General features: G+C 71.4%; 10 protein-coding genes. 2 read left to right on the forward strand and 8 right to left on the reverse strand.

Annotated elements, in window-relative coordinates; genetic code table 11:
• Both AC08OP_RS11105 and AC08OP_RS11110 read right to left on the reverse strand, forming a co-directional pair.
• Positions 1-1638 (reverse strand): sensor histidine kinase (locus AC08OP_RS11105; protein WP_476614118.1); only part of this gene is annotated, 1638 nt, incomplete at its 3' end.
• A complete protein-coding gene (locus AC08OP_RS11110) occupies positions 1635-2390 on the reverse strand; it encodes a response regulator transcription factor (RefSeq protein WP_476593317.1) in 756 nt (251 codons plus the stop codon). The genes AC08OP_RS11110 and AC08OP_RS11105, both read right to left, overlap by 4 nt.
• A gap of 382 nt (positions 2391-2772) precedes the next feature.
• Here AC08OP_RS11110 and AC08OP_RS11115 point away from each other — a divergent pair, with 382 nt between their 5' ends.
• Positions 2773-3300 (forward strand): hypothetical protein, encoded by a 528-nt coding sequence (locus AC08OP_RS11115; RefSeq protein WP_462203283.1) that lies wholly within the window; start codon positions 2773-2775, stop codon positions 3298-3300.
• A gap of 58 nt (positions 3301-3358) precedes the next feature.
• Here the strand turns inward: AC08OP_RS11115 and AC08OP_RS11120 are convergent, their stop codons facing one another.
• From AC08OP_RS11120 to AC08OP_RS11135, 4 genes are all read right to left on the reverse strand, one after another.
• A complete protein-coding gene (locus tag AC08OP_RS11120; protein WP_476614119.1) occupies positions 3359-5689 on the reverse strand; it encodes an Hsp70 family protein in 2331 nt (776 codons plus the stop codon).
• Positions 5690-6064: 375 nt separating this feature from the next.
• On the reverse strand, positions 6065-6724 hold the full coding sequence (locus AC08OP_RS11125; protein WP_476614120.1) for a hypothetical protein: 660 nt from the start codon (positions 6722-6724) through the stop codon (positions 6065-6067).
• A gap of 77 nt (positions 6725-6801) precedes the next feature.
• Positions 6802-7608 carry a response regulator gene (locus AC08OP_RS11130; RefSeq protein ID WP_476614121.1) on the reverse strand — a complete coding sequence of 269 codons (807 nt, stop codon included), beginning with the start codon at positions 7606-7608 and terminating at the stop codon, positions 6802-6804.
• Positions 7605-8852, reverse strand: coding sequence for a sensor histidine kinase (locus AC08OP_RS11135; RefSeq protein WP_476614122.1), 1248 nt, complete (start codon positions 8850-8852; stop codon positions 7605-7607). The genes AC08OP_RS11130 and AC08OP_RS11135 overlap by 4 nt, the downstream gene beginning before the upstream one ends.
• Before the next feature lie 452 nt (positions 8853-9304).
• Between AC08OP_RS11135 and AC08OP_RS11140 the strand changes: the two genes are divergently transcribed.
• On the forward strand, positions 9305-9553 hold the full coding sequence (locus AC08OP_RS11140; protein WP_011434791.1) for a DUF6158 family protein: 249 nt from the start codon (positions 9305-9307) through the stop codon (positions 9551-9553).
• Between the two features lie 40 nt (positions 9554-9593).
• On the opposite strand, the gene AC08OP_RS11145 is transcribed toward AC08OP_RS11140, so the two are convergent.
• Positions 9594-11552, reverse strand: coding sequence for a substrate-binding and VWA domain-containing protein (locus AC08OP_RS11145; RefSeq protein ID WP_476614123.1), 1959 nt, complete (start codon positions 11550-11552; stop codon positions 9594-9596).
• A gap of 277 nt (positions 11553-11829) precedes the next feature.
• Positions 11830-12612 carry a nucleotidyltransferase family protein gene (locus tag AC08OP_RS11150; protein WP_476614124.1) on the reverse strand — a complete coding sequence of 261 codons (783 nt, stop codon included), beginning with the start codon at positions 12610-12612 and terminating at the stop codon, positions 11830-11832.
• Positions 12613-13085 lie beyond the last annotated feature (473 nt).

The raw sequence follows: 13085 nt of genomic DNA on the forward strand, positions 1-13085 counted from the left end.
GACCGTCCCCGAGGGTGGGAGGCATCGGGGCAGCTCGACGATGAAGGCGGTGCGTCCCGGCTCGCTCGTGGCCTGCACGTGCCCGTGATGTGCCTCGACGACGGCGGCGACGATGGCGAGCCCCAGCCCGGTGCTACCGGCGACGCGGGACCGCGAGCTGTCGCCGCGCGCGAAGCGTTGGAAGACCTCGGGGAGCAGATCCGGGGGGATGCCCGGGCCGTCGTCCACGACCGCGAGGATCGCCGTGGGGCCGCTCACGGTCAGGCTCGCCGTGACCTGGGTGCCCGGCGGCGTGTGGGTGCGGGCGTTGGCCAGCAGGTTCGCGAGAACCTGGTGCAGGCGGGCCGGGTCCCCGGTGACCGTGACCGGCTCCTCGGGCAGGCCGAGGGCGAAGCGGTGGCCCGGGGCGGCCACGTGCGCGTCGCTGACCGCGTCGACGATCAGCCGGGAGACGTCCACCGGTTCCCGGACCAGGTCCCGACCGGAGTCGAGCCGGGCGAGCAGCAGCAGGTCGGAGACCAGCGCCGTCATCCGCGCGCTTTCGGACTCGACCCGGCTCATCGCGTAGGTGATGTCCGCGGGGACGTGCTCGCGGGTCCGGCGGGTCAGCTCGGCGTACCCGCTGATCGCCGCGAGCGGAGTGCGCAGTTCGTGGCTGACGTCGGCGAGGAACTGGCGCATTCGCATCTCGCTCGCGTGCCGGGCGGCCAGCGCGGCACCGATGTGGCCGAGCATCCGGTTGAGCGCCGCCCCGACCTGGCCGACCTCTGTGCGCGGGTCGGTGTCGACCTGCGGCACACGCACCGACAGGGCCACCTCACCCCGGTCGAGGGGTAGCTCGGCGACCCGGGAGGCCGTCGCGGCGACCCGCCGCAGCGGTCGCAGCGTGACGCGGACGATCGCCGTGCCGGCGATCGCGGCGGCCGCGACCCCCACCAGGGCCACCACCCCAGCGATCATCGCCATCCTGGTGAGGGTCGCGTTCACCTGTTTCATCGGCAGCCCGGTGACGACGGTCATACCGTCATGGGTGGTCCTTGCGAGGAGCCGATAGTCACCCTGATCGCCGAACGCCCGGGTATACGGCCGCAGGTAGGCGGGAATGCCCGCGACGACGGCGGTCTCGGCGGTGGTCAGCTCCTTCCCCTCACCGGCGGTATCGATGAAGGCCCCGTAGGTTCCATCCTCGTCCACGACGGCTCCCAGCGTTCCCGGATCGACCGGTCCACGGAAGAACCGGCGGACCCGCAGCTGCTGCGGGCTGAGGCTGGACGGCTGGCCGGCGGCAGCGGAGTCGGCAGCGGAATTGGCGGGGGCAGCGGAGCCGGCGGCGGTGGCCGAGCCGCCGGCAGTGCCGTAGCCGGCGTTCCCCTCGGCCGGGGCCGGGAGGGTCGGCAGGGCCGGGAAGGACGGGAGGTTCTGCAGAAAGGCGGGTTCCGGCCGGTCCCATCGTCCGCTGGCCTCCCGCAGCCGCCTGTCGAGCTGGTCGACGAGGACACCTCGCAGCGCGACGGCGGTGACGAACACGATCGCCAGCGAGACGGTCGCCAGCAGGAGCATCAGTAGGGCGAGCAGCCGGGTGCGCAGCGACCAGCGCGAGGGCGAGACCGGCACGATCCGGTGAGCCGGGGAGCTCATGCCGGGCCCGGCGCGGTGCCCCTCGATGACGGGGTGGCGGAGGTCTTCGGTGCCAGCGCCGGATCGGCCGGCCGCAGGACGTACCCGGCCCCGCGCATCGTGTGGATCATCGGGGGGCGGCCGGCGTCGATCTTCTTGCGCAGGTACGAGACGTAGAGCTCGACGACGTTCGCCTGGCCGCCGAAGTCGTAGTTCCAGACCCGGTCGAGGATCTGGGCCTTGCTGAGCACCCGGCGTGGGTTGCGCATGAAGAAGCGCAGCAGTTCGAACTCGGTGGCGGTGAGGTGCACCGGCTGGCCGGCGCGCTGCACCTCCCGGCTCTCCTCGTCCATCGTGAGGTCGCCGACGACGAGCCGGGCGCCCTGCAACGCCTCGGTGGTGCGCGCGGCGCGACGCATCAGTCCGCGCAGCCGCGCGACGAGCTCCTCGAGACTGAACGGCTTCGTGACGTAGTCGTCGCCGCCGGCGGTGAGTCCCGCCACTCGGTCCTCGACGGCGTCCCGGGCGGTCAGAAACAGCACCGGTACGTCCGGGCTCTCCGCCCGCAGGCGCCGAAGCACCTCCAAGCCGTCCATGTCGGGCAGCATGATATCGAGAACGACCGCGTCCGGCCGGAAGTCGCGGGCGAGCCGCAGCGCTCCGCGACCATCCGCGGCGCTGCGCACTTCCCACCCCTCGTAGCGCAGCGCCATCGACAGCAACTCCGCCAGTGTCGTCTCGTCGTCTACCACGAGGACCCGCACCGATTGCATGGTGTCAGCTTCGCCTCCTTGGCTGGCTGTTACCTGAGGTCTTGCTGTGAGCTTGCTGTGAGCTGGTTCTGTGAATGCCCGGGGCCGCGGAATCGTAGGTGTGCCACTCGCCGCGATGTCCATCGACGAGACGACGGGGACCCCCTCGAATGGCAGCCTCCCCCGGGTGGCGGGCCCGACGGCTCCGATGGGATGGACACCACGTTCGGTCAAGCAGCGCATCACATCTTGCCAAGATTTTATCTTGGTGAGACTAATGTGGGCTGAGGTAGTGAGAGATGGGAGAATATCAATGGGATCACGATGTGATCTGTCGTCGGGTTGACCGTTGGAGTATCCCCCTTCAGGGGGTTCACCTGCGCAAACTGGGTAGGTGCACAGCATGGCTCGCCATAGTCGTCCTCGGTCCGCCGTCCGCGGTAACCGTCCCCGTATCGTGCGCCGGGTGGTACTGCCCACCGCAACTCTGGTCACCGCGGGAGTTGTGACCGTGGGTACGGCGTTCGCCTGTTCCAGATCGTCCTCGGTGGCGTCGGCCCCCGGGGAAACCAGCCGCGTCGTCGCCGCCGTGGCTCGCGGCGCCGGCACCTTCCCGCCGTCGGCCGGGGATGCGGGCGCGATTGCCGAGGCGGTCCGGACGAGCCCGTTCACCGCGGATGTTCCGCCGCAGAACTACGAGGTCACCGGGACCACCGTGGCCGCCAGCGACCCGAGCTGGGCACTGACCGAGCTGCGCCCGACTGTGGCCGATCTCGACCGGGCCGAGGGGGTACTGCATCACACGGACTCCGGGTGGGAACTGGTCCAGCTCGGTACCTACGAGGTCGGGTGTGGCGTCGTGCCCGAGGCGGTGCTGGACGACCTCGGCCTGAAGTGCCCGCCGCGGGACGGCTCGGTCTTCCCGACCTGATCTCCGGGAGTTCCGGGAGTCCCGGGCGGCGGATCTGCCTGCCGGGACGGCCGGAGCGTCAGGGGGTGTAGATGATGTCCCAGAGCCGAGCGGTCATGTCGGTACTGGTGGTGGCGAGCAGGAGGCCGTAGGGGGCGAACGCGCAGCTCATCACCGTGCTGCTGTGCCCGGTGAGGGTGGCGATCGCGGACCCGGTCGCGACGTCCCACAGTTGCGCGGTGTCGTCGGTGCTCGCCGTTGCCAGCAGGTGGCCGTCCGGGGAGAAGGCGCAGCTCTGCGCCGAACCCGGCAGGGTGAGCACGGTGGTGCCGCTGGAGGCGTCGGTGAGCCGGGTGCCCTCGTTGCCGCTCGTCGCGAGCAGCCGGCCGTCGGGAGAGAAGGCGCAGCCGCCAGCGAAGTTCGTGTGCCCGGGTAGGCTCATGATGATCTCGCCGACCGTGACGTCCCACAGCAGGGTGGACTCCGCGCCGGCGGTGACCAGCAGCCGGCCGTCGGGGGAGAAGGCGCAGCCGTAGACCGAGCCGCGATGGCCGTTGAGGGTGGCAAGATTCTTCCCGGTCGATGAACCCCACAGCCGGACGGTGCGGTCGGTACTGGTCGTGGCGAGCAGGCTGCCGTCCGGGGAGAAGGCGCAGCCGTACACGGGTCCCCGGTGCCCGGTCAGGGTCACCGTCTGGCGGGCGGCGTCGACGTCCCAGATGCGGGCTGTCTTGTCGCTGCCGGTGGTGGCGAGCAGCTTGCCGTCCGGGGAGAATGCGCAGCCATGCACGACCAGGCTCTTGCGCCCGCTGAGCGTGACCGACGTTCGGCCGGTGGCGACGTCCCACAGCCGGGTGCCGTCCTTGCTGGTGGTGGCGAGCAGCTTGCCGTCCGGGGAGAAGGCCGCCGAGGTGACGTCGCGTTCGTGTCCCTTGAGGGTGGCCCGCGCGGTGACCTCGACGTGGTGGGACGGGCGGCTGCTGCGCTCGAAGCCGCGCAGGTCCGCCGGCACCGCCGACCCCATCGGCACCGGCCCGGACGGAAGCGTGGTCGCCAACCAGTCGGCGTCGCGGACCGGAGTGCCGGGTGCCGCGTGGGTGTGGATGAGGCTACCCGGTGCCTCGGCGGCCAGGTCGAACAGGGAACCGTCGGTGAGGCGGACCCGCGCCAGCACGGCGCTCGCGTCGAAGCGTTCCCCGGGCTCGACGAGCCAGCGCACCATCGTCGCCCGCCCGCCGGGGATGTCCCAGCGAGCCGGTTGTAGGACCGGATTCGGGCGCGCTGCGGTGGTCCGGCGGGTGGAGACCGAGCTTGCCCAGGCGGCGGCGCCGAGCACCACGGCGAGCTCGGGATCGGCGGGGAGGTAGATCTGCTGCCCCGGCCAGTCGGTGCCGACCCCGAGCCGACCTTCGAGGATGTCGGTGACGACCGGGATCCGGGAGCTGCCCCCGACGAGGAGCACCCCACTCAGCTTGTCCGGTCCGTAACCGGAGGACTTCAGCAGGTGCTGGCAGCAGGCCATCGTGCGGGCCAGGATGGGGGAGGCGAGCTGGGTGAACCGGTCACGCTGCATGCTGACCAGCAGGCCGGCCGGGCTGAAAACGTCCTCCACGACGGCGATGTCGGAGAGCTGATGTTTCACCGCCCGGGCGAAGTCGAGCAGTTCGTGGCGGGTCCGGTTGGCCGTGGTCTGGAACGTCTCGCCGATCCCGGGCGGATTCAGTAGCGGTTCCAGCCCCGGCCCGTACAACCCCAGGATCTCGTCGAACAGAATCTGGTCGAGTTCGCGGCCGCCGCAGTCGTGCAGAGCCGAGTGGGAGAGCAGCTCGTGCCGGCCGTCCTCACCGACCGCGACCAGCGCCCCCTCGAACGTCCCGCCACCCAGGTCGTACACGAGCATGAGCGAGCCAGGCTCGGGCGCGGCGCCGACCACCGGCGACCAGGCCGCCGCGACCGGCTCGGCGAGCAGGTCCACGTCGACGAACCCGGCGGCCTCCGCCGCGGCGATCATCGTCCGGCGCAGCGGGCCGGCGGGATCGTAGCTCGCCGGTATCGTGACGACGGCCCGCGACAGCGCCGCACCGCCGAGCTGCTGTTCGGCCTCGGCCTTCAGCGCGGACAGCACCGCGGTCACCAGCACGTGCGCCGGATAGCCGCGGCCGTCGAGTGACACGGCGCTGTCCCGGGCCAGATCGCGCTTGACCTCGCCACGGTACGCCGCGGGCCAGATCCGCTTGCGCCGCTCGGCGAGCGTGCCGACGATCAGGCTGCCGCCGTCCACGAAGACCGACGCGGGCCAGCTCGCCGAGCCGCTCGCGGGCTCCTTCACCGGTTCGATGCGACCGTCGACGGCCAAGGCGGCCGAGGCACTGCAGGTGCCGTAGTCGATGGCGAGGATCGGCTCGCCCACAGCACCCCCTGTCCACGTTTCCAGTGGGCAGATCGTAGCGATGTCGACAAAGCCACCAGCGACACCCTCACCAGTGGGGCAAAAGCTGAGACCGAATGTTTGCGACCGGTTGCCCTTCGTAGCGGCTCTCGCCGGTGCGGACAGCGGCGGCCGGCGCCTGCCGGCATGAACAGGCAGACTGCCGGCCTTCCCCCGCGACCGACAGTCCGCGGAACCACGCCGGTGCGCCCCCGATCCGGCACCAAGCCGTCTCGCTTCCCCCGACGATCTGGCCCGACCCGTCGCACCGGCGTGGTCCCTGCCTTCGATCCTGGTAGTTCCGATGGGCCGACACCATCCCTCAATCATCGGGGGAAAGCGGATGATCCCCGGCCGTCACCGATCCGTCCGGATGATCCATCGGCTGGGGCGCCAGGGCGCGCGACGCAGGTCGCCCGTGGCGGCCGCCAGTCTGGCTACCTGCTCGGCGGCCTGCTTGCCGAGATCGACGGCCATGGTGCGCGGTAGCGAGGACCCCTCGCCCGGGATCGTGCACAGCCGGGCGACCACCGGTCCGAGCCGGATGATCTGAAGGTAGCCCGCGAGCGGATCGCCGGTGGCGAGATGCAGGTGGGCGGACCCGGCCGTGCCGTCCGTGACGGGCGTGCCGTCCGTGACGGGCCCGGCCCGGGCGACCAGGCGTCGGGTGAGTAGGGCGGCCCTCCGGTTGTTGCGCAGCAGCCACCGCGAGTCGTCCAGCCGGTACAGATCCGCGTCCGGGGTGCCCAGCCAGATCGCGTGCCCACGGTGCACCGCCTGGATCGCACGGCCGTCCGCCTCGGCATTCGTGCCGTCGCCGGGGATCGGTTGGTCAGCCGGATGGGCCGTCGCGACGTCGGGAGATCTGATCCGCCACATGCCGACGGGGAGCGCATCCGGTCCCAGGAACGACCCGAGGAAGGCTGCCCAGAGACGACAGGACCGCGGATGACCCTCGTCCCCGCCGTCTCCCCAGCCCATCCTGACGAGGGTGTGGCCGAAGTCGGCGCAGGACAATCCCTCGAAATCAAGGGGGCCTCAATCGAGGGGCCTCAATCGAGGGGCCTCAGCCAAGGGGGCTCAGCCAAGGGGGCTCAGCCGAACCCGAGCTCGCGGGCCCAGAGGGCGGCCGCCGTGCTGGGCGGGATCGTCACCGGGGCGTCGGGATGGCTCGCCACGTACTTCGCCTTCGCCGTGCGCAGATAGTCGGCGATGACACTGGCCTTGACGTTCATCGCCCGCGCCGCCTCCCGGTGGGACATGCCCCGGCAACCGACGAGGACCATCACCTCGGCCTCCCGCGGGGATGGCCGGTGCAGGCGGCGGCGTCGGCGGGCGGCGTCGAAGATTCGATCGAGCAGGTCGTGCACGGCGGCGGCGGTCATTCCCCACTCGCCGCGCAGTTCATCGATGAGGTCGCCCTGGGCGAGTCCGCGCAGCAGGTTCCGTTCCGCGGGCCCGATCTCGCCCCGGGACAGCGGTCGCCGGTGCGCATCCTCCAGTAGAAACCCGGCGAGGCGGGCGGAGAGGTGGAAGCTACCCTCGGCGACGGCGGTCACCGCCGCCACGAACTGCTGGGCCGGGGCGGTCTTCTCAACGAAGCCGCGAGCCTGTGCGGCGACCGCGTCGAGGACCTCGTCCGGTGTCGCCACCCCGGAGGTCGCCAGCACCCGAAGACCGCGCCGATGCAGGTCGGCCACGGCGGCGGCCCCGGACACCCCGGGCAGGTGCAGGTCGCACACCACGATCCCGGGCGTGGCGTCCCGGTCGAAGGTCTCCAGGCTCGGGGCCGGCGCCAGCACGGAGAACCCCGCGCCGGCGAACCTGGCGGCCAGCGATTCGGTGGCGATCGGATGATCGTCAATGATCGCCACCGAGACCGGCCGGCGATCGACGCTCATCGACCGTCCCCGGGCGTGCCGTCCCCGGGCGTGCCGTCCCCGGGCGTGCCGTCCCCGGGCGTGCCGTCCCCGGGCGTGCCGTCCCCGGTCGGCTCGGCGGCAGGCCAGCGGAAGGTCACCTTCGTCCCACCACCCGGCCAGGCGGTCACCAGGGTCTCCCCGCCATACCGGCGCAGAGCGGAATAGCTTCCGGTCATGCCTCCGCCCGGTCGGACGGAGCCGGGATCGAACCCCACCCCCCTGTCCCGGACGACCACCAGCACCGAATCCGCGTCGCCCTCGACGAAGAGGTGAACCTCGTCGGTGCTGGCGGAGTGTCGAACCACGTTACGCAGGGCCTCCCTCGTCGCGGCCACCAGTGCCTCGCGGACCTCCGCGGGCGGTTCGCCCTTGATCGACACGAAGGGCACCAGGGCGAGCCCCTCGTCGGCGAAGGCGTCCACGACCGCGGACATCATCTCCTCGAGGCCGTTCTGGGTGGAGCCCGGCGAAGCCGTGCCGTCGACGGCCAGGGCCCTCGGGTCTATCCCGCGTGGATCCATGATGATCCGACGCGCCCGCTGTGCCCCGCGCCGGGCCTCCCGGACGAGTGCCGGCGAGGGCACTCCACCGGCGGCGACGTGATCGACGACGGGGAGCAGGTAGTCGTGGATCTCCCGATGGGTGATCTCGCGTTGGCGCAGGCTCTCGGCATCCTTCTCCTGCTCGATCGCGAGCCGCCCGGCTGCCGCGGCCTCGTCCTGGGCGGCCGCGGTCGCCGCGGAGAGCGCGCGCAGCTCATGGGCGATGAGCATGGCGACGACGTACCACAGGGCGAAGCCCAACAGGTCCGAACCGAGCTTGAGGGAAACGTCCGGCAGCACGGCCAGGCTCCACGCCGCCATCAGGACGGCCACCGCACCGACCGCGAGCAGCGTCAGCCCGAGGCCGAAGCCGATGCCCGCGGGTGCGACGAGGCTGAACGGCACGAGCTCAGTCATGATCTTGTTGCGTTCGTCGGGTTGCGCGGCTCTGGACCCGACGAGCATCAGCGCCACGCAGAAGGCGACGTCCGCCAGGACCAGCCGGGGGGACAGCCGGCCCGGCCGCCGCCAGACCCGCCAGGTGAACCAGGATGCCTCGACGGCCGCGGCCGCCACGATCAGCACGGCGATCCACGGGTGGCGCAGGCGAGCCCAGCCGAAGAGCGGAATGATCACGAACGTCGCACAGGCTGCTCTGGTATAGCCGACCATTCGGGACATACGTTGCTCGGTGCGTTGGATGACGTCGCAGGAAGAAGCCGCCGATCCGACCGACATGGTCATAGTGCGCAACGGTAGCGAGCCAGCCACAGATCGACCAGCGCCTGACCAGTGGCCGGCCAGAGTGCCTGACCAGTGGTCGACCAGAAGGAGCGGGCATCTGGTCGTCCCGGTGTGTGAAGAGCGTCATCCGGGCACCGCAATCAGATGCAGACCACGTATCCCGTCATCGTCACGGTCCCGCCGCCGGGTCCCGGCCCGACGCCACCCGAGCCCTCGCCGCCCTCGCCGATCCCCGATCCTGTTCTGCCCGGTCCCGAGCCGACGCCACCCGAGCCCACGCCGGATCCGGTACCACCGCCCGGCCCGGGGCCGGATGTTCCGATCCCGCCGAACCTGCTGGTCCTCCCGCCAGCCGGGAATCGCGCCGCCGGAATGGGTAGACCGAGGGCATGATGCACCGACCAGCTGGAATCCCCGCGCAGGAGCTGACCGACGTTGACCTCGTCCGGGAGCTGCGGCACCTGCATCGCACCCGGCACGACGCCTTCATCGCGGGGAGCGAGGACGCCTTCGAGACCCACACCGCGCGGATGCTGGAGCTCGAACGCGAATACCTGCGGAGGTTCCCAGACGCCGCGAGTCCCGATCCGCGCCGGACCCGAGCCGGCAGACGGCGTGCCGCCGGGGTTCCCGTCTGAGCTGCTTCAGGGGCGCGTGGCTTCAGAGGCGCGCGTGGCTTCAGGGGCGGACGCGGGTCAGCGCGTCGAGGTAGATGTCGACCACCTGGCTCGGGTCCGGCCGGAGGTAGGAGCGTCCTCCGGTCGCCGCGGCGATGCGCCGCAGCGCGGTGAGGTCGGCGTCGTTGCTGTAGGCGATCATGATTATGGCGACCGGCCGCTTCGGGTCGTAGTCGGCGTGCAGCTGTTCGATCAGCCCGTCCAGGCTCGGCGCGGCCGCACCCCGGTTCGTGTCGCGACCGTCGGTGAGGATGACGACCTGGTTGAGCCGGCCGGGGACGTAGTGCTGGGTCAGGAAGCGGAAGGCCGCGAGCGTGGTGGCGTACAGATCGGTGGCTCCGCCGGGGACGATCCCGGCCTGCGCGGCGATCAGCTCGTCCCGATGGGTGCCGCCTCGTCCGGGTGCGTTAAGCGGAGCCATCGGCACGAGATCCCGGTAGCCTTGGACGCCCTGCTCGCCGGAGAACCGCCAGAGACCGACCTGGCTGTCGGGTGCGAACAGGCGCAGGCCGGCCAGGGAGGTCTCGACGGCCGCCCGCATCCGAGTTCTTGACGGGTCGGTGCCCGGGACCGGTTCGGCCATCGATCCGGAGCTGTCAAGCGCCACGAGGGTGGCACCACGCTGACGGGCATGGCGGAAGAACCGCCGAGCCGTGCCGAGCGTGCTGTCGGAGGCGTCCGTGCTCGCCAGCTTCGGCGGGACGGAGCGCACCCCATCGGTCGCGTTCAGCGTCTCGGCCAGCCCGCCTGGGTCATCGTGGCCCGCCAGTTCGGTGAGTGTGCGGAAACCGGCTCCGGTGAGGGCCGCGCGGCCCGCGTCCCCGCGCACGAAGGTGGCGAAGGCGTCCGCCGCGGCCCGCCGGGACGACGAGCTCGCCGTCTTCTTCAGGACGATGTACGGCACCGTCGCCGTGAACATCCCGTCCGAGGGGTAGGACGCCACCAGCGTCGTGGCCAGGCGGTTACCGTTCTGGCTCGTCAGGGACCGGTTGTAAGCGATGACATCGGCCTCCAGGGCCGGGAAGGCCGAGGGAGCGGATCCGGCCGCGCCGTTCTCCGTGCCGCCGGTGCGTACCGAGTCGAAGAGCTGCTGGTCATACTCCGGCAGCCAGTCGATGGAGCGTTCCTGCCGGAGCACGGTGAGCTGGGCCGCGCGATCCTGGTCGAACGTACCGGTGGTCATCTCGGCCGCGGTGAGTCCGCGGGCGGCGCTCACCGTTCCGATGACGGCCCGCAGCGCGGCGGCTGAGTTCTCCGGATTGGCCATGGCGAACCGGAAGTCCCCCCACCGGGGCTCGCCCCGGTGGGTCCAGAAATCGGCCTCGCCCGCGGCCGCGGCCAGTTCGGCCCAGGTCACATGATGCTCGGGCCAACCGAGGCGCTGCGCCATGAGTCTCGGCATGGCGATGACGACGGGCGATCCCGCGATCGTCGTGGCCTTCGCCGGCAGTTGCGCCGTGGCCGGGTCCGATTCCTGGCCCAGCTCCAGCCAGTCGGCCGACTCCGGAATCCAGACGTCGGGCGGGCCGGGGGAGTCCGGCGACTCCGGTCGGGCCAGCGTGTCGAGCACCCGGTCGGAGGCGACCGCCGACACGGCGAGGGTCACACACGGGCCCGCCGAGCCCTCGGCACCGGCTCGCCGAAGATCGAAGTCGGCGGCGAGCCGGCTGATCGGCGCCGCGAGTGCCGGCGCGGTGATGATGGTCAGGGTGGCCCGTTCGCCGCCGTCCGCGCATTCCCCGGTCGGTCCGGCATCCCAGGCGGCGCGGGCCGCGAACCCGATCCCGGTGGCGGTCAACGCGCCCAGCACAAGCAGCGCCGCGCCGCTGACGATGCCTAGGCCGACGGTGACGGCGCGGCCACGGCCACCGGCCCGGGACCCGCCATACCGGGACCCGCCGTGATGGGACCCGCCACCACGAAATCTGTTGCGGCGGGATCGATGACGGGCGTCGGACACGGAGACGTCCTTTCCGCGAGCGAGCGTCGTGTCCGTCCCTGACCCGCCACCAGCACGATGGTCTGCCTGCGTTTCCCGCTGTTTCTCGCCGAGCCCATCGCGCAGCGCCCGACACCATCCCCGGGTGTCCGGCTGGCCCCAGATAGTGATGATATTGTGCCCCGCGCCGGTTCCCCTGCCGCCGATACTGCCGATAGCCCGGTTGGGCGTCATCCTTTCTTGGAAGACCGGGGTCTGCTGTTGTTCTTCCGTTTCTCACGTCGTTGCGGCGGTGTTCCTACTTATGGGTCCTTCGCGTTCTACCCGGGCTGGGTGTGCGTGTCGCCGATGGTGAGGTCGGTGGGGCGACGTCGGCCAGGGTGTCGACGTCGGCCAGGGTGTCGACGTCGGCCAGGGTGTCGACGTCGGCGGGTGAGCCGGTGCCGTCGCAGGGCACGCCGGTGACCCGTCCCGGGTGGGCCCGCAGCCATGCCCGGGCGCCGACCTCGCCGCGCGCGAGAGCCGCCGCCTCGGGCCAGACCGAGCGGCGTAGCAGGACGGGATGGGCCGGCCGGCCTTCGTAGGTGGCGGTCAGCGCCGGATGGGTCGACCCCGGATCGGCCGCGGCGGAGATCAGACGTTGCACCGCCGCCGCGCCGAGGGACGGTTGGTCTACCAGGGTGACGACCACGGCGTCGGCGTCGGTGCCGACCAGGGCGGCGAGACCGGCCCGCAGCGACGCGCCGACACCCTCGGCCCACCGCGCGGCCGATACCAGGCGAACCTCCGGCATCGGGCCGGCCGTGGGTTCCATCCCAGCCGTGGGTTCCAGGCCGATCCCGGGCGCATCCTCGCCCGCGGGCGCCGGCCCAGCGACCCGGCGGGTGGCGAGGCGTCGCACGACGGCGCCCACCTCGTCCGCGGCGGCGCCGGTGACGACCACGACCGGCCGGCAGCCCCCCGCCGTGAGCAGGCGGACACCCCGCTCGACCAGCGTCACACCGCCCAGCTCGACCAGGGCCTTGGGGCGTCCCATCCGCCGTCCGGCCCCGGCGGCGAGCAGCAGGCCGGCGACGTTCACGTGCTCCGGTATACCCGCCCCTGCGCCGCAGGAATTCGACGATCCGGATGTCGAAGACGGCGTTGTCGTCCCCGGCCACTATTCTTTGCAGGGAAGTTCACGGCCCCGCTTGGCGTAGCCCTTGAGACAGTCCGCCCGCTCCACAAAACAAGTCCATCGCAGTAAGCGAAGATCCGTGAGTCAGGGACATGCCAGGTAGCAGGGGCTGGGCGCCCAAGGCTTGCCCCGCCCGTCGGCGTGTTGGACTGACTGTAGCCTGCTTTCCGCGTTGTGACATCGTTACGTGACTTGCGGTCACGTCCTTCCTGGCTCTGAGTGCCGTGCGTTCGTAGCAGGAGAGATCGCCGCTGATCTCGGTGCCGACGCTCCCATTCGTCGAGTGGGCGGCGCTCTTGGCCGGGCGCATGGCACGGGGCTGTTAGCTGTTGTCGAATCGGCGTCTGATGGCGTCTGATGGCGTCTGATGGCGCCGT

Source organism: Frankia sp. CeRuru1, from assembly GCF_977966315.1.

Excerpts from the sequence above, each read along its gene's own strand:
- AC08OP_RS11135 (WP_476614122.1), bottom strand. The coding sequence starts at position 8,852 with ATGTCCCGAATGGTCGGCTATACCAGAGCAGCCTGTGCGACGTTCGTG.
- AC08OP_RS11110 (WP_476593317.1), bottom strand. The coding sequence starts at position 2,390 with ATGCAATCGGTGCGGGTCCTCGTGGTAGACGACGAGACGACACTGGCG.
- AC08OP_RS11115 (WP_462203283.1), top strand. The coding sequence starts at position 2,773 with ATGGCTCGCCATAGTCGTCCTCGGTCCGCCGTCCGCGGTAACCGTCCC.
- AC08OP_RS11130 (WP_476614121.1), bottom strand. The coding sequence starts at position 7,608 with ATGAGCGTCGATCGCCGGCCGGTCTCGGTGGCGATCATTGACGATCAT.
- AC08OP_RS11140 (WP_011434791.1), top strand. The coding sequence starts at position 9,305 with ATGATGCACCGACCAGCTGGAATCCCCGCGCAGGAGCTGACCGACGTT.